Below are 16,617 nucleotides of genomic sequence, written 5' to 3' on the forward strand. Positions count from 1 at the left end.
CGGCCCCGTCGCGGGCGCAGAGGTCGGCGGCGGCGCGGGAGCGGAGGTCGAGCGAGCGCTGCACCGAGCGGGAGAAGCGGCCGAAGGCCATCCCGGCCTCCTGCGCCTCGGCCCGGGCCGCCTGCACCGAAGCTTCGTCGGCCTCGGGCTGGGCGGCCCGGCCTGCGCTTCAATGGCGCGGGTGCCTTCGGCCTCGGCCAGCTGCATGGCGATCTCGGCCAGGCGGGTGAGCATCCGGACCTGCTGCAGCGCGAGGCTGCGGCAGGTGGCCTGGATGTCGAGATCGGAGTCCGCGCCTGTGTCCATAGAACATATCATGAACGAGGTGCAGGCGGTTAAGCAATGAACATTGCGTGAACCATATGCGTCCGGATCAGCACACCATTGCTACCGATTTCGGGAATCGGCGCGTCCTCGCAGACCAAGGTCTCGGGACCGCCATAGCATGGATGCGCCACGCTTTCATTTTTTCCCGCGGACGGTGATTGTTCCCCCCGTTCAAAGATTGCGCGCCCGCTCGGCCAGAAAGTCGGCGAACGAGGTTGGCACGATGTCGGGATAGCGACTATTGCCGAGGTCGGTCAGCTTCGCCTTCCCCGACACCATCGCCCATTGGTACTGGGCGGCAATCGGCGCCCAGAAATCGGCGTTGGCCGACCTTGTATTCGCGATCCAGCGCTCCAGCTCCGCGACCGTGCCGAGTTGCCGCACCTCAAATCGGCGGCCGAAAGCCTTTTCAGCCGCTGCAATAGCCTGGTTCATCGTGATCTGGTCACCAGCGACAGACAGCTTGCCCCTCGGCAGATCGGGGTCGAGGGCCGCCGCCGCTGTGTAGAGCGCCGTGTCGGCTACGGTGGTGACGTCAAAAACAGCGTCGCCATCGCCCCAATAGCTGACCTTACCGGCTTCCAGATCGAAAACCTGGAAAAAGGGGGCGATTACGACTTCGTGGAAGGCGCCGTTGAGCACATGGACATGCTCGAGGCCGCTTTTGGCGATCGCTTCGTCGGCCTCGCGTCGCCAGTCCAGCATGGGATGGCTGCCGGCCTCCAGCTTGAACAGGTCAATGGCGAAGTCCGACGGAATGATGCGCCGCACGCCGTTGCGCTTGGCAGCGTCGAGCAGAGCAAGCTGGCCATCAACGATCGTCTCGCGCATGCCTTGCACCGTCGAGATGACGACATCGACGGCGCGGGTCGCGGCGACAAGGCTGGCGGGCTCGGCGAGATCGCCCTCCAGGATCGTCGCCCCGCGGCTGGTCAGGCGCTCGAGCTCCGCCTTTCTCGTACCAGCCTCAAGCGTCCGTTTGCGAACCAACACCCTGAGTTCGACCTCAGGGCGGTCGAGCAACCTGTCGGCCACCTTTGTGCCCAGCATGCCCGTCGCGCCGGCAAGAAGAACGGTTGTTTTGCCTGTCATCTGAAGGTCTCCTGGATGGAACGTCCCCAGATCTATTGGCGTTCCACGGAGTGGACAATTCCGCCGAACAGGAACATCATGTTCCCATGGGCGAACACCTCATTTCCGATCTCAACCAGGTGCGACTGTTCGCGAAGATCGCGGAGTTGAAGAGCGTCACCGCCGCTGCCAGGTCGCTCGGCAAGCCAAAATCCACGGTCAGCCGCGACCTTGCGCGGCTGGAGGCAAGCCTTGGTGTGACGCTGATACTGCGCTCAAACCGCCGGCTGACGCTGACCGACAGCGGACGGCTTCTCCTGCAGCATGCACAGCGCATTCTCGGCGATTTGGCGGATGCGGAAGCCGCCGTCGGTCGGCTCAATGCCGTACCGCGCGGGCTTCTGCGTGTCAGCGCGCCCTTTACATCGGGCCATGCGTTGGTGGCGCCGCTGCTCCCAGGCTTCCTCGAACGATATCCTGAGGTGCAGCTCTCGCTGGAGCTGGAAAATCGCCGCGTCGACGTCATCGGCGAGGAATTCGATGTTGCTATTCGCGTCGGCCGCCTGGAGGATTCGAGCCTCACCGCCCGCAAGCTCGGTCATGTGGTGTTTGGATTGTTCGCCAGTCCGGCATATCTGGCGCGGAGGGGCCAACCCGAGAGCCTCGGCGATCTCGCGCACCACGACATTGTCGATAAAGGCGGCTTGCCCGGCCCGAAACGCTGGACAGTCGAAACGCCGGAAGGAAGCACTGAGCTCGAGGTAACGCCGCGTCTATCGATCAACGATCCTGCGGCGCTGCGGACCGTTTTGAGTGGCGGTGCCGGTATCGGCTGGCTGCCGACTTTCTTGGCATCGGCCGATGTAAAAGATGGCCGGCTTGAGCGGATGCTACCTGAGGTCCATCGCGATCGAGCTGACATTCACGCCTTGTTTCGGACGCGCAAAACCCTCGCGCTGAGCGTGAAAGCGTTCGTGGATTATCTCATTGAGAATTTTCGGATTTGATACGGTGAGCCAAGTGATCGTCATCCCGTGCGCGCTGCGGCGCGCAGTGCCGCTGCGCGGACACGGGATCCCGCTGCCATCGTCGAAGAGATCCCGGTTCTGCGGTGCACCACTTCGCGCTGCACCGCCCCCGGGATGACGATCGTGACGATGCCGGAAACAAAAGAGCCCGGCCCGAAGCATGGTGGGGGGAGCCCCGGGCCGGGCCGGGCGCCGTCATCGACGGAAGGCACCTGAGTCAGCTTGGACCGAAGCGGGCCGCCCATACAGGGTTGCCAGCCCCCCTATTTGCAGGCCCCGCCGACGGAACCCCGGTCTCGCCGCTGCCGTTGCGTTGACGACGCAGCGTGGAGGCCAGCATGACGACGCCCCGCAAGCCCATCGAGGAGCGGCCGCCGCAGGACCGGAAGACCGCCAACCGGAAGGTCGACGAAGCCTCGGCCGAGAGCATGGACGCGAGCGATCCGCCCTCCTTCAACCCCGGCACCGCCGGCGCCGGGGAGGATCGCCGCTCGGCGCCGGAGAAGCCGAAACCGCGGCGCTGAGCGGTCGTCCGCGCCGCCTTGCCGATCGGCAAGCGGACAGGCAGGGCCGGCCATGGCCGGATGAGCTCCGGCGCCGCCCCTCAGCAGCCGGCACCGATGCCCGGCCCGGCCTCTCCCCCAGCACTGGTCCGGGCCGGGCGCTTCTTTGTCGTCAGCGCCCCGGCCGCAGCCGCCAGCTGCGCAGCTCGAACGGCTCGAGGTCATGCGGCCGGCCGCGCGGCGCCGGCTCCTCCAGCAGCGACACCGCCTCGCCCAGGCGCCAGCCTTCCGGCACCGTGATCGACAGCGGACCGCGCGCGCCGGCCGGCTCGTAGAGGCGCAGCACCAGCCCCTCCCCTTCCTCCGCCGGCTTCAGCGCGGCGAGCCCGGCCTTGATGCCGGAGACCATCAGCGGCGTGTGCAGCCCGGCCGCGAGGCCGCGCGCCGGCAGCGCCAGCAGCGGCTGGTTCAGGTCCTCCGCCGCCTCGCGCACCCCGCCTTCGTGCCAGTTACCCTGATGCGGCAGGATCGCATAGGTGAACTCCTGCACGCCTTCATCGGCCAGCGGGTCGGGGTAGATCGGCGCGCGGACGAGGCTGAGACCCAGCACGTTGCCGAGCGCGCTGTGGCCGTATTTGCCGTCGTTCAGCAGGGCGACGCCGAAGCCCGGCTCCGACAGGTCGGCGAAGCGGTGGCCCGGCACCTCGAACCTGGCCTGGTCCCAGGAGGTGTTGCGGTGGGTCGGCCGCCGCACCACGCCGAAGGCGCATTCGAAGCTCGCCGTTTCCGCCCGCACCGCGACCGGCACCAAGGCGCGCAGCAGCACCCGGCGGTCGTGCCAGTCGAGCCGGGTGTGGATGTCGAGCCGCGGGGAATTGGCCCATAGCGTCAGGGTCTGGGTGACGGTCGAATCGCGGAAGCGGCGGACCAGCCGCAGCGCCGCCCGGTCCGGCCCGTCCTCGACCAGCTCCGACGTCTCCAGCCCGGTCAGCTCGAAGCCCTGGCGGTCGTAATCCGCCTCGATGTCCCAGGCGTCCCAGCTGCGCGGCTTGTCGGCCGGGTAGAGCCACACCTGGTTGCCGCGCCCGGCCAGCGCGTCGCGGCCGGTCGGCTGGTGCAGCAGGCGGGCGATGGTGCCGTCGGCGCCGATCTCGGCCCGCAGGAAGCGGTTCTCGAGATGGCTGCCCGTGGTCGACCACCCGGCCGACAGCCCGGGCGCCGGTCGCAATGCCGCCCGGTCGAGCACGACGATGCCGAGCGGCGGCACGGTCAGGTCGGGCGCTGCGGCCCGGCCGTCGAGCTCCAGCCGCAGCGGGCGCGGCGACAGGTCGGGGTTCACCCCCACCAGCGCGTCGGCCGTGCCGCCCGCCGGCAGGGCGGCGGCGATCGCCGCCATCGCCTCGGCCTGGCGGTCGAGGCCGGCGTCGCGCGCCGCCGCCAGCTCGCGCTCCGCATCCTCATAGACCTCACGGATGCTGGAGCCGGGCAGGATGTCGTGGAACTGGTTCTTCAAGAGGCCGCCCCAGGCCGGCTCCAGGCTGTCGAAGGCAGGGCCGCCGAGCAGCGTCGCCAGGCTGCCGGCGACCTCCGCGGCCAGCAGCGCCCGCTCGGCCTGGCGGTTCAGACGCTTGGTGCGGCCCTGGCTGGTCAGGGTGCCGCGGTGCAGCTCGAGATAGATCTCGCCCAGCCAGACCGGCAGCTCCTCGACCGCCGCCCGGTCCCGGATCCGGCCGAAGAACTCCTCCACCCGCGCCGGGCGCAGCTCCGGCAGCGCCGGGAAGTCGGCGAGCTGGGCCTGGCGCTCCAGCATCTCCGGCGTCACCCCGCCGCCGCCGTCGCCGAAGCCGATGGCGAGCAGGCTTTCGTCATGCGCCGTCTTGCCCCGGAAGTTGCGCCAGGTCGGCAGCACGCAATCGGCCCGGATGGTGCCGTTGTAGCCCTGGATCGGGTTGTCGAAGGTGTGGGCCAGGACCCGGCTGCCGTCGAGGCCTTCCCACTGGAACAGGTCATAGGGGAAGCGGTTGGTCTCCGACCAATTCACCTTGATGGTGAAGAAGCTGTCCATGCCGCCCTGGCGCAGGATCTGCGGCAGGGCGGGCGAGAAGCCGAAGCAGTCGGGCAGCCAGCACACGGTGTGGCGGCGGCCGAAGGCGCGCTCGAAATAGCGCTGGCCGTAGAGGGCCTGACGAACCAGGCTTTCGCCGGTCGGCATGTTGGTGTCGGGCTCGACCCACAGCCCGCCGATCGTCTCCCAGCGCCCCTCCGCCGCCCGCCTGCGGATCGCGGCGAACAGGTCCGGGTCGTCGGCCTCGACCTGGGCGTAATAGGCGGCGGTCGACTGGTTGAAGACGAAGCCGGGGAACTGCTCCATCAGCCGCAGGGCGGTGTGGAAGGTGCGCCGGGCCTTGCGCCTTGTCTCGGCATAGGGCCACAGCCAAGCCAGGTCGATATGGGCGTGGCCGGTGATGGCGAGCCTGCCCTGCGGCGGGAAGCGCTCCTTGAGCCCGCGCAGCGCCGCCGCCAGCCCGTCATGCGCCGCGACGGCCGAGGCCCGCTCCGCCTCGCCCAGCGCCGGCGGCTGCGGGTCGAGCTCGGGCAGGCGCCAGATCGCCTGCTGCTGCGGCAGCGGCGCGGTGCGGGCGAGATAGGATCCTGTCGCCGACGGCCAGTCGAGCGACCGCAGCGCCGCCTCGGCCGCCGCCAGCAGATGCGGCACCGCCTCGTGCCCCTCCAGCGCCAGCGCCGCCTCCCACACCTGGCGCAGCAGCAGCGCCAGGCGGTGCACCGCCGGGTCGATCCAGACCAGCCGGGCCTCGGCCAGGCGCGGGTGGTGCACCGGCTGGCCGAAGGGCAGGCGCGGCACGCTCTCGGTCTCGATCCGGACCCGGCGGGCGCGCAGCGGGAATTCGCGGTGATTGATGTCGAGGCCGAAGCGGGTCGGCCCGGCGCCGTCCTCATGCAGCGTCAGCAGGCTTTCGCCGCCGACATCGAGATGCAGCCGGACGTCATCCAGCGGCCAGGCGGCCGGAACCTCGGCTTCGGCGGTGAAAGCCAGGACGCCTTCCTTGTGCGGCCAGGGATCGCCGAGCGACAGGGGCCGGCCGTCGCAGCGCCAGCCCCCGATCGGCTCGCTCGCCCGCTCCCGCCAGCACAGGATCTCGGCGATGCGGCTTTCCAGGCGGTGCAGACGCTGGGCGACGGACAGGCTCATTCCGATCTCTCCGATGGGCAGGGCGGGGCGGCCGAGCCGCCTGCGAAACCTTGGGAGACGCGATTCGCTTCGCCCTCCTAGTTACCGCATTCCGACGCCGCAGGCACGGGGCCGCGACAAAGGCGGCCGCTCGCGCGAAGCCTCGCCGCAGGGCTTCGTTTCGCTTGGATTTTACAGATTTTATCGCTCATCTTGTCAGATATTTTGCGACGCAAAAAAGATTTCCTATTGCTTCGAAACTGATGATAGCTTACCCGGGACTTGGTTTCGGGTTCATGCACAGGCGGTCGTCGCAAAAGCCGTCATGCCGTCGGACAAGGATCGCACGATCCGGGCACCGGCAGACCAGGGGGAGCGTAACGTCCCGACAGGTTTCGGTCCGGACGATGGTTTCCCTTTGACGACCGTGCCGCCGGTTCCGGCGGCCGGACGACAGCTTGCAGAGGAGCAGGACGTATGGCTCAAGACCAGATCCTGTTCGACGTGACCCGGCTGGTGCGCCGATCCGGCAGTGCGACGCCGACGGGCGTCGATCGCGTCGAGCTCACCTATGGCCGGCACATGCTGGAGCGCTATCCGGGCGACGTCCAGTTCATCGCCCGCTGGCGGTCGCGTTACTGGCAGCTCTCGACCCCCGCCTTCGCCCAGTTCGTCGCCAGCCGGTGGGAGCGCTGGAGCTACGGCGCCCACCGCATCCGCAGCAGCGATGCGGAGCGGATCGCCCGCTTCATCGGCGTGCCGGCGGAGCAGTTCGGCAACGGCCGGGCCGTGACGGCCCCGGCCTTCACGCCCAAGCCTTCCGCGCCGCTGCTGCAGCTCGGCATGGACGCCCTGCTCGGCGCCCGCGGGCTGCTGTCGCGCATGATCAGCATCAGCGCCCGGCGGCAGCAGGCGATCTACGTCAATGTCTCGCATGAAGGGCTGCACCAGCCGGCGACGCTGCAGCGCCTGGTGTCGCGCCGCAAGCTGGCGCCGATCTACCTGGTGCACGACCTGATCCCGATCGACCATCCGGAATATGTCCGGCCCGGCCATGCCGAACGGCACGTCGCCCGGATCGAGGCGATCTCGACCACCGCCGCCGCGACCATCGTCAACTCGCAGCAGACCAAGCGCGACCTGCTGAAGCATGTGCAGCGCCACCACGGCAGCATGGACGACGTGTTCGTCGCGCCGCTCGGGGTCGACCGCCGCTTCGCGCCGCAGAAGGTCAACGACCTGGAGAGCGAGCCTTATTTCCTGATCATCGGCACCATCGAGCCGCGCAAGAACCACCTGTTCATGCTGCAGGTCTGGCGCGCCCTGGTGCAGAAGCTGGGCAAGGCGGCGCCGAAGCTGGTGATCGTCGGCCGCCGCGGCTGGGAGAACGAGAACGTCATCGACATGATCGAGCGCTGCGAGCAGATCTCGGACCATGTCATCGAATGCGGCCGGGTGCCCGACGCGGTGCTGCACCGGCTGATGATCGGCGCCCGCGCGGTGCTGTTCCCGTCCTTCGCCGAGGGCTACGGCCTGCCGCTGGTCGAGGGCCTGTCCTGCTCGGTGCCGGTGATCTGCTCCGACCTGCCGGTGTTCCATGAGCTCGGCAGCGGCATCCCGGAATATCTCGACCCGCTCGACGGTCCGGGCTGGATGGACATGATCACGGAATACGCCCAGCCGAACTCGCCGCGCCGCCAGGCGCAGATGGCGCGGCTGGCGCGCTTCAAGGCGCCGACCTGGGACCGGCACTTCGACATCTTCGACGACGTCGTCGAAGATGTGCGCCGGAAGTACAGCATCTGCTGAGAGACCGCCTGTAAATGCACCTGGCGCGGCCGTCTGGCGGCGGACTCGAAGCTTCCGGTGCTCACGCACCAAACGTGCGCTGCGCTCCGGTTCTCGAAACCACCGCCAGCCGACTCACGCCAGCGCATTTTCCAAACGGTCTCTGATGCAGCCGGTCACATCCCCCGGAACAGGGCCGCGACGATCGCCTCGGGCGCGTCCTCCTGCATGAGATGGCCGGATTCGGGGACGCGGGTCAGCGCCCCGCCGGTCAGCTTCGCCGCCAGCCGCTCGCCCTGGGCGATCGGGATCCAGGCGTCCTCCTCGCCCCACAGGATCTCGACCGGCCAGTCCATCGGGCCGTAGGACGGCGCGATCTCCTCGAGATAGCGGTCGTGCATCTGCGCGATCTGCCGGTAGAAGGCGGGCCGCCCCACCTCCCCCTGCCAGGGCCGCATGTGGATCGCCATCGCCGCTTCGGTGAGCGGAGCGTGCGCCGCGCCCTGGATATAGGCGCACAGCAGGGCGTCATGGGCGTAGTCCGGCAGCCCGGCGAAGGCCTGCTCATGCGCGGCGACGTGGCGGAAGAAGGGAGAGCCGGAGGGCGGCAGCGCCACCGGATCGACCAGGGTCAGGCGACGGTAGCGGCAGCCTTCGAGGTAATGCGCCCGCAGCGCGGCCATGCCGCCGAAATCATGGGCCAGGACCTCCGGGTCCTGCAGCCCCCATTCGTGCAGCAGCGCGGCGAACAGCGCGGTCTGCACGGCCGGGGACACGTCCTGGCCGTCGCGCTGCTCCGATTGCCCGTAGCCCAGCAGGTCGAAGACATGGACCCTCCGGCGCGTCGCGGCCAAGGGCGCGATCCGGCGCCAGACCTGAGACGAGAACGGGGTGCCGTGCAGCAGGACGAGCGGCGGCCCGTCGCCGATCGCACCCCAGGCCACGCTCTGGCCGCGGAAGGTGAAGCGCCGATCGAGGGTCAGCATGGACAATTCCCCTGGAGTTGCTCCTCTTACGACGGATCGTGCGCGACCTCGGTTCCTTGTGCGGCGGCCTCGAGGGAGTCCCTGCCCAGCCAGGAGCGGATGAAGCGGTTGATCTGCTCAGGCCGCCATTGCACCGGGGCGACGCTCCCGCCGCTTTCCCGGGGCGCGGCGCGGCCGCAGTCCAGGATCATGAAATCGGTGCGCCGCTCGCGCTCCGGATCCACCTCCTGCAGCACCGGCGCGTGGTCGCCGTAGAAGGCCAGCAGCACCCGTTCCGCCGCCGAGTCGAAATGCGCCGCCAGCCGGGCCAGCATCGCATCGGCGTGGCCGATATGGTGCAGATACTGCTGCAGCGGCGAGTCCTTGCCCGGCACGCGGCCGGGGCGGTAGGGGTCGTGCGCCTCCATGGTGACGCAGACCAGGAACAGCCGCATCCCGTCCGCCCGTGCCCGCCGCAGCTCGTCCTCGATCACCCCGGCCACCGCGGCGTCGGAGATGTAGTAGCCGCAGCGTTCGGCATCGGGCAGGTCGCGCCGGCCGATGAAGCGCTCGAAGCCGAGCGCCGGGATCGCCTCGCGCCGGCGGAAGAAGCGCTCGTCATAGGGGTGCAGGAACACCGTGCGCCAGCCCCGGCGCCGCAGCGCCGCCGCCAGCGAGGACGGGGCGAAGCGCCGCGGCCGCAGATACGGATGGAGGCCGTCGAAGGACTGCTCCTCCGCGCCGAGGCCGGTGATCGCCGAGATCTCCGGCCGCAGCGTGTAGGCGCCGAAGCACGGCACCTCGAGCAGGCCGTGCGCCAGGGCGCGGGGCCTGAGCCGGTCGAACTCCGGCAGCTCCGTCGCGATGCCGATGCGGCGCAGGTCCATGAAGGATTCGGACTGCACCACGACCACGGCGTCGACATCCTCCCGGGGATCGTCCGACGGCGGCGCAGGCAAGGGCCGGCGGCCCTCGCCCCGCCAGCGCAGCCAGGCGGTCGGCAGCGACAGGGCCAGGCCGAAGCGCCGGATCGTGTCGCGCGGGTCGCAGGGATCGGCGAAGGTCAGCGCCTTCGGCCAGGGAACGAAGGCCGCGACGCCCAGCAGCGCCGCCTCGCCCGCCAGCAGCGCCAGCTGCGCCGGCACGGGAAGGCTGCGCGGCTCGATCCCGACCCAGGCGGCGATCACCGCGACCAGCAGCGCGGCGCCGCCGATCAGGGCCGAGCCCTCGCGCCGCTCGATATAGAACAGGCTTGGATGCCGCAGCATCGGCAGGATGAAGGCGAAGTCCGAGAACACCAGCGGCTCGTAGAGGCTGCGCCGCTTCGCGTTCGAGATCGCCACCAGGATGGCGAGGGTGACGAGGCTGGCGGCCAGCGCGAACCAGAAGCGGCCGAACAGGCCGAGCCAGGCGCCGAGCAGCAGCAGGGACACGATCGCCCGGCCGGGGATGGCGGCAGGGCTGCCGCCGAAGATCCCCCGCCGCGGCCGGGCCAGGGCGTCCACCGCCTCCCAGGCGACGGCGCCGCCGGCCAGGCCGATCAGCTCGGGCACGACCGGCATGACGCCGCCTCCCCCCGCGGCCGGCCTCAGCCGCCGCCCGAGACCACCGTGGTCGCCGGGGTGCCGACCGAGATCGCGCCGCGCACCACCGACAGGAACTTCAGGAATTCGACCGAGGACGCGGTGCCGACATAGATCAGGTCGCGGGGGCGCACCGGGAACTGCTGGGCGTAGAAGAAGCCGCGCGGGTCCTCGAAGCTGAGGCGGTAGACCACCGGCACCGGCTGCCGCGCGGCGAGCAGCGGCGAGGTCGGCCGCATCGACTGGAACACCGCCCGCGATTCGAAGCGGAAGACGAAGACGGCGCTGGCGTCGGCGGCGTTCGGCGCCAGCCCGCCGGACCGGCCCAATGCCTGAGCCAGGGTGAACGGCTCCTGGTCGATCGGCAGCTCGCCGGAGCTGCTGACCGCGCCCAGAGCCGTGTAGGTCTGCGGCCGGCGGGTGACGTAGATGGTGTCGTCGGGCTGGATATAGATGTTCTCGGCCGGGTTCTGCAGGAGGGTCGGAAGGCCGACCGTCTCCGACACTCCGGCCCGGGTCAGGGTGATAAAGGTCTCGGCCGGCTGCGACCGGATGCCGCCGCCCTGGGCGACGACGTCGAGCAGCCTTTCGCCCCGGATGTTGAGCGGCACCCGCGCGGCACCGGTCTGGTCGCCCAGCACCGAGGCCGAGGCCGAGGCCGATTCCGGCACCGTCACGATCACCTGCGGCTGGCTGGCTTGGCTGGTCAGCGCCTTCTCGATCGCATCGGCGACCTGGGTCGGGGTCCGGCCGACGGCGCGGATCGGCGTCGCCGCGTAGGGCACGGAGATGTTGCCGCGCTGGTCGACGACCTGGGGCGGCAAAGTGACGCTGTGCGCGCCGTTATCGCCGGTCGGAGTGACGGCGCCGCCGCCACCGGCGGCGAACAGGCCGGTGCCCGCCTCCCAGATCGACACCGAGACGGTGTCGCCGACGCCGATCTGCTGCGACGGCGCCGGCGCCTTGTCGCCGAAGCGCTGCATCAGGCTGGGGCGCGGCGCCCGGCTGAACGCCGCGATCGTGGTCTCGTTGAGATCGACGATGGCGTAGCGGGTGTCGACCTCCTTGGCCGCCTCCGCCGCCGACGCCTTCTCGCCCGACGCCAGAATCTGGCCCGCCAGGGGACCGTTGCTCGGCAGCTCGCCACAGGCGGGCAGCGCGAGAACGGCAGGAACGAGCCAAGCCAGTCGCCAGGTCATGGAGCCGTCGTCTCTCTGCTATGCGCCGGAGCGCGAATGCTTGGTTGCATACCAGATTTCGAACCCGCGAGCCAACGTTACGTTCCCTCTCGCTTTCACTTTTGTGTCCTGAATCTAAGGCACCGTGCGGCCTTCAGGATCGCGAACCTGAAATTCCGGTTTTCGTGGACCTCTTTAGGTTTTATATCTATAGGGGCATGCCAAATCTCTGATGGCGGCACGGTCGCAGCTGTGTTCCGATACAGCGCACCGCCATCGGGGTGTGCCGGAGCCTTCGCTTCGAGTCGCAGGACAGCAGGACCACGCCGTGACGCCTCAGACGATCATGATCGACGGCTACAATCTCGGCCTCGAAACCGGGACGGGGGTGGCGACCTATGCCCGCAACCTCAGCTACGAGCTGCACAATCTCGGCTACCGGACCGAGGTGCTGTACGGCGGCAAGGCGGCCCCGAGCACCCAGCAGTTGCTGCGCGAGATCGCCTTCTTCGACCCCACCAATGTCGGCGAGCCGCCGCGCTGGCTGGAGTTCCTGCGCTACGTCAACGAGCTGATCCATTCGCCGGCGGGGGTGCGGGCCAAGCCGGTGCCGATCACCGGCAAGGTGATCGCCCGGACCTACCGGTCGCGGATGCCCTATTACGACAGCATCAGCTCGGTGCCGGACCTGTGGAACCGCGCCTACCGGCACTTCGCCATCTACCGCAACCGGATGACCGTGACGCTGCGCGACGCGCCGCAGCTGATGCACTGGACCTATCCGCTGCCGCTGCGCATGGCCGGCGCCCGCAACATCTACACCATCCACGACCTGGTGCCGCTGCGGCTGCCCTACACCACGCTGGACAACAAGCGCCGCTACCACCGGCTGACCCGGATGCTGCTGCGGAAGGCCGACCACATCGTCACGGTGTCGGAGACCTCGAAGCGCGACATCGTCGACCTGTTCGGCTACCCCGAGGAGCGCATCACCAACACCTACCAGGCGGTCGACATCCCGGCGAAATACGCCGAGAAGCCGGAGGAGGCGGTCAAGCGCGAGGTCGAGGGCACCTTCAACCTGACCTACAAGGGCTACCTGCTCTATTTCGGCGCAATCGAGCCGAAGAAGAACATCGGCCGGCTGATCGAGAGCTATCTCGGCAGCCAGATCAAGACGCCGCTGGTGATCATCGGCAAGCTGGCCTGGAAGACCGACCAGGAGCTGAAGCTGCTGAACGATTCGACCATCCGCTACCTGGAGCAGGTCGACACCCTGACCTTCACCCGCAACCGGGTGCTGCGCATCGACTACGCCCCCTTCCCGCTCCTGGTCAGCCTGATCCGCGGCGCCAAGGCGGTGACCTTCCCGTCGCTGTACGAAGGGTTCGGCCTGCCGGTGCTGGAGGCGATGCGCCTGGGCACGCCGGTGCTGGCCTCGACCGAAGGCGCCGTGCCGGAGGTCGCGGGCGACGCGGCGCTGCTGGTCGACCCCTACGACACCTACGCGCTGGCCGACGCGATCCGCGCCCTCGACGGCAATGCCGAGCTGCGCGGCGATCTGGCGCAGCGCGGCGCCCGCCAGGCGGCCCTGTATTCGCCGGAACGCTACCGCGCCCGGCTGGCCGAGATGTACCGGCGGCTGCTGCCGGCCGGGGCACGGGCGCCCGCCCTGGCGGAGCCGGAAGCGGCGACCGGGACGCCGGTTCTGGCGGATGCCGATCAAAGGTTTCGTTGAAGAATCCAGGGCGGAGAAACAAGGTTTGGTGGTTTCGCAGGTTTCCTCAGGGCACCCTCTCTGCTATGCTGCGGTGCAGCGAACGGAACCGCAGCCGCCACGACTCTCGTGAGGTATGGCTTGGGCAAGACACCGGACAACCCCTCGGAAGATCTCTCCGAAAAGCTGGACCAGCAGGCATCGGTCCCAGACTCCCAGGACGCTTCCCAGGATGCGCGGGTGTCGCGGCGGACCATTGCCGAGCTGCGCGCGGCCCGGGCGCGGATGGCGGCCCGGCGCGGCGGAGAGTCGCCCGATCAGGACACGGCGGCGCCGGCCGAGGCCGAGACGGGCCCGGCCGATGCCAAGGTCACCTCGCTGCCCAGCCGGCGGCGGCCGTCCGATGAGCTGGTGACCGGCTTCCGCGACGTGCCGGCGGTGCGGTCGGCGCCGCCGCCGACGGCCCGGCGCACGCCCCTCGAACGCCGCTTCGACAGCCAGGCCGAGACGCTGCGGCTGCCCAGCCGCAAGGCCAGGCTGTCGGTCGGGTTCTGGCTGTCGCTGCTGCTGATGGTGGTGCTGCCGACCGCGCTGGGTGCCGCCTATTACCTCTACTTCGCCGCCGACCAGTACGTCTCCGAGTTCCGCTTCGCGGTGAAGTCCTCGAACGCCTCGGCGTCCTCGGCCACCACCGACCTGGTCGGCGCCGCGCTGGGCCAGTCGGCCCGGCTGTCGGCGTTCAGCGACAACTTCATCGTCGCCGACTACATCACCAGCCGCGAGGCAGTGACGGACCTGCTGAAGACGGTCGACCTGCGGGCGATCTACAGCAACAAGAACGCCGACTATCTGGCCCGGCTAGACCCCAACGTGCCGATCGAGAAGCTGGTGGAGTACTGGCAGAACCGGGTCGACGCCAGCTTCGACGTGTCGACCGGCATCTCGATCGTCCAGGTCCGCGCCTTCACGCCCGAAGAGTCGCTGCGCGTCGCCAAGGCGCTGATCGCCTCCAGCGAGGACCTGGTCAACCGCATCGCCGAGCGCGCCCGCGAGGATTCGATCCGCTTCGCCGAGCGCGACGTCAAGAATGCCGAGGACCGGCTGCGCGAGGTCACCGCCAAGCTGCGCCAGTTCCGCAACGTGCAGCAGACGCCCGACCTGTCGACCAGCGCGTCCTCCACCCTCGGCCTGTCGCTGCAGCTGCGCACCAACCTGGCGCAGATGGAGGCGCAGCTGACCTCGCTGTCGACGCACATGTCGCCGGACGCGCCGACCATCAAGGTCTTGAAGAACAACATCGCCGCGACCCGGGACCAGCTGAACAAGATCGAGGGCGAGCTCGGCGCCGGCGCCGCCCCGGCCGACGACCCGTCCCGGGAAGGCTACGCCGCGACGCTGTCGGACTACGAGGACATCCGGCTCGAGCTGCAATTCGCGCAGCAGAGCTACCAGAACATGCTGACGGCGCTGGACCAGGTGCGCAGCAGCGCCATGTCCGACCGCACCTATCTGATGCCCTATGTCGAGCCGCAGCTAGCCGAGTACGCGCTGTATCCGGAACGGGTCGAGGACGTGCTGATCGTGTTCCTGATCGCCTTCGTCGCCTGGGCCATCACCATGCTCACGGTCCATTCCGTGCGCGACCACATGATCTGAGGCGGGCCGAATGACGCCGACGATCGCCCCCCCGTCCGGAGCCGCGCCATGACCGCGCTGGCGCGGCCCAGCCTCGGCACGGCCCTGGCGGTCCAGGTCCGGGTCCTGGTGTCGCTGATGCTGCGCGAGATGCGGATGCACGCCAAGCATTCGCGCCTCAGCTACCTGCTCGAGATGCTCGAGCCGATGCTGCAGCTGTCGATGATGATGGCGGTGTTCTCCGCCATCGGCCGGCAGGCGGATTTCGGCACCAGCATGCTGCTGTTCCTCGGCACCGGCATGATCCCGTACTTCACCTTCATGCACATCTCCTCCAAGGCGATGACGGCGCTGCGCGGCGGCGGGCTGACCAAGGGCGTGCCGCTGGTGAAGCCGCTGGACCTGCTGCTGGCCCGCGCCTTCCTGGAGACGCTGCAGCTCGCGGTCGTGGCGATCGTGCTGTTCAGCTTCATCCACATCATCATGGGGGTGCCGGAGGCGGCGCCGATCCAGCCGCTGAAGGTGGTCTCCGCCTTCCTGGTGATCGCGGCCACGGCGATCGGCGTCGGCATCGTCAACGGCGTGATCGGCACCTTCTTCCGGCTGTGGGCGGTGGTCTACGGCGTGTTCGGCCGGTCGCTGCTGTTCCTCAGCGCCGTGTTCTACGTGCCCGACTACATGCCGGCGCAGATCCGCGACTGGCTGGTCTGGAACCCGGTGCTGCACGGCGTGGAATGGTTCCGCACCGGCTTCTACCTGACCTATCCGACGATGTGCCTGGACAAGACCTACCTCCTGTCCTGGGCGCTGGGGTCGATCTTCCTGGGCCTGATCATGGAGCGGGCGCTGCGGCGCCGCCGGATGGCCGCGAGATGATCGTGCTGGACCGCGTCAGCAAGCGCTACAAGTCGCATGGCAGCGGCCACAGCAAGCTGGTGCTCGACGAGCTGAGCGCCGTGTTCGAGCCGGGGCAGACCGTCGGCATCCTGGGCCGGCGCGGCGCCGGCAAGTCGACGCTGATCCGCCTGATCGCCGGCTCCATCCCGCCGGATTCCGGCCGGGTGCTGCGCCAGGGGCGGGTGTCGTTCCTGGTCGGCACCGCCGGTCCCTTCGTCAGCACCATGACCGGGCGCGAGAATGTCTGGTTCACCGCCCGCATCTACGGCGCCGACGCGACCGAGGTGATCCGCTTCGTCGAGGCGCATAGCGGCATCGGCGCCGATTTCGACAAGCCGTTCTCGAGCCTCACCGGCGACAAGCGCAGCCGCCTGCTGTTCACCACCGCCTACGCCCTGCCCTTCGACATCTATCTCGCCGACGAATCGGTGATCGGCGGCCCGCCCGGCTTCCGCGACTGGTGCGAGCAGCTGGTCGATGCCCGGCGGCGGGAGGCGACACTGGTCTTCACCACCAAGCGGCCGCGGATGCTGCGCCGCTTCGCCGACACCGGGGCGATCCTGTCGGACGCCCGGCTGCTGACCTTCGAATCGGTGCGCGACACCATCCTGGCCTTCAAGGCCGATGATTTCGCCGCGGATGACGAGCCGCCGATCGAGTTCGACGAGGAGGACGAGGATGACGAGCTGCCCGCGCCGCTCCCCTGACCTCCGCCCGTCCGTCCCGACATGCTCG

General features: G+C 69.2%; 12 protein-coding genes. 7 read left to right on the forward strand and 5 right to left on the reverse strand.

What is annotated here, in order from left to right; genetic code table 11:
- Positions 1-498: 498 nt before the first annotated feature.
- On the reverse strand, positions 499-1,419 hold the full coding sequence (locus LG391_RS30190) for an NmrA family NAD(P)-binding protein (protein WP_225772080.1): 921 nt from the start codon (positions 1,417-1,419) through the stop codon (positions 499-501).
- A 50-nt stretch (positions 1,420-1,469) separates the two neighbouring features.
- Between LG391_RS30190 and LG391_RS30195 the strand changes: the two genes are divergently transcribed.
- Together LG391_RS30195 and LG391_RS30200 are read left to right on the forward strand one after the other, a co-directional pair.
- Entirely contained in the window at positions 1,470-2,405 is a 936-nt protein-coding gene (locus tag LG391_RS30195; RefSeq protein WP_225772082.1) for a LysR family transcriptional regulator, read from the forward strand.
- A gap of 359 nt (positions 2,406-2,764) precedes the next feature.
- The gene (locus LG391_RS30200) at positions 2,765-2,950 is read left to right on the forward strand and encodes a hypothetical protein (protein ID WP_225772084.1); all 186 of its coding nucleotides are present in this window, start codon (positions 2,765-2,767) and stop codon (positions 2,948-2,950) included.
- A 151-nt stretch (positions 2,951-3,101) separates the two neighbouring features.
- Here the strand turns inward: LG391_RS30200 and LG391_RS30205 are convergent, their stop codons facing one another.
- On the reverse strand, positions 3,102-6,140 hold the full coding sequence (locus LG391_RS30205; RefSeq protein ID WP_225772086.1) for a glycoside hydrolase family 38 C-terminal domain-containing protein: 3,039 nt from the start codon (positions 6,138-6,140) through the stop codon (positions 3,102-3,104).
- Between the two features lie 456 nt (positions 6,141-6,596).
- Between LG391_RS30205 and LG391_RS30210 the strand changes: the two genes are divergently transcribed.
- Entirely contained in the window at positions 6,597-7,928 is a 1,332-nt protein-coding gene (locus tag LG391_RS30210) for a glycosyltransferase family 1 protein (RefSeq protein WP_225772088.1), read from the forward strand.
- Positions 7,929-8,083: 155 nt separating this feature from the next.
- Here the strand turns inward: LG391_RS30210 and LG391_RS30215 are convergent, their stop codons facing one another.
- From LG391_RS30215 to LG391_RS30225, 3 genes are read right to left on the reverse strand one after another with little or no spacing between them, the layout of a single operon-like run.
- A complete protein-coding gene (locus LG391_RS30215; RefSeq protein WP_225772089.1) occupies positions 8,084-8,893 on the reverse strand; it encodes an alpha/beta fold hydrolase in 810 nt (269 codons plus the stop codon).
- A 26-nt stretch (positions 8,894-8,919) separates the two neighbouring features.
- Positions 8,920-10,434, reverse strand: coding sequence for an LTA synthase family protein (locus tag LG391_RS30220; RefSeq protein WP_225772091.1), 1,515 nt, complete (start codon positions 10,432-10,434; stop codon positions 8,920-8,922).
- A 26-nt stretch (positions 10,435-10,460) separates the two neighbouring features.
- Positions 10,461-11,654: a polysaccharide biosynthesis/export family protein gene (locus LG391_RS30225; protein WP_225772093.1), complete on the reverse strand. Its 1,194-nt coding sequence runs from the start codon at positions 11,652-11,654 to the stop codon at positions 10,461-10,463.
- 307 nt (positions 11,655-11,961) lie between these two features.
- Here LG391_RS30225 and LG391_RS30230 point away from each other — a divergent pair, with 307 nt between their 5' ends.
- The 4 genes from LG391_RS30230 to LG391_RS30245 all read left to right on the forward strand — a co-directional run bounded on the left by LG391_RS30230 (position 11,962) and on the right by LG391_RS30245 (position 16,589).
- Positions 11,962-13,371, forward strand: coding sequence for a glycosyltransferase family 1 protein (locus tag LG391_RS30230; protein WP_225772095.1), 1,410 nt, complete (start codon positions 11,962-11,964; stop codon positions 13,369-13,371).
- Positions 13,372-13,590: 219 nt separating this feature from the next.
- Positions 13,591-15,006 (forward strand): hypothetical protein, encoded by a 1,416-nt coding sequence (locus LG391_RS30235; protein WP_225772097.1) that lies wholly within the window; start codon positions 13,591-13,593, stop codon positions 15,004-15,006.
- A gap of 48 nt (positions 15,007-15,054) precedes the next feature.
- Positions 15,055-15,861 (forward strand): ABC transporter permease, encoded by an 807-nt coding sequence (locus tag LG391_RS30240; RefSeq protein ID WP_225772099.1) that lies wholly within the window; start codon positions 15,055-15,057, stop codon positions 15,859-15,861.
- A complete protein-coding gene (locus LG391_RS30245) occupies positions 15,858-16,589 on the forward strand; it encodes an ABC transporter ATP-binding protein (RefSeq protein WP_225772101.1) in 732 nt (243 codons plus the stop codon). Before LG391_RS30240 ends, LG391_RS30245 begins: the two co-directional genes overlap by 4 nt.
- Positions 16,590-16,617: the final 28 nt, after the last annotated feature.

This window comes from Inquilinus sp. Marseille-Q2685, assembly GCF_916619195.1.
Taxonomy (GTDB): Bacteria; Pseudomonadota; Alphaproteobacteria; order DSM-16000; family Inquilinaceae; genus Inquilinus.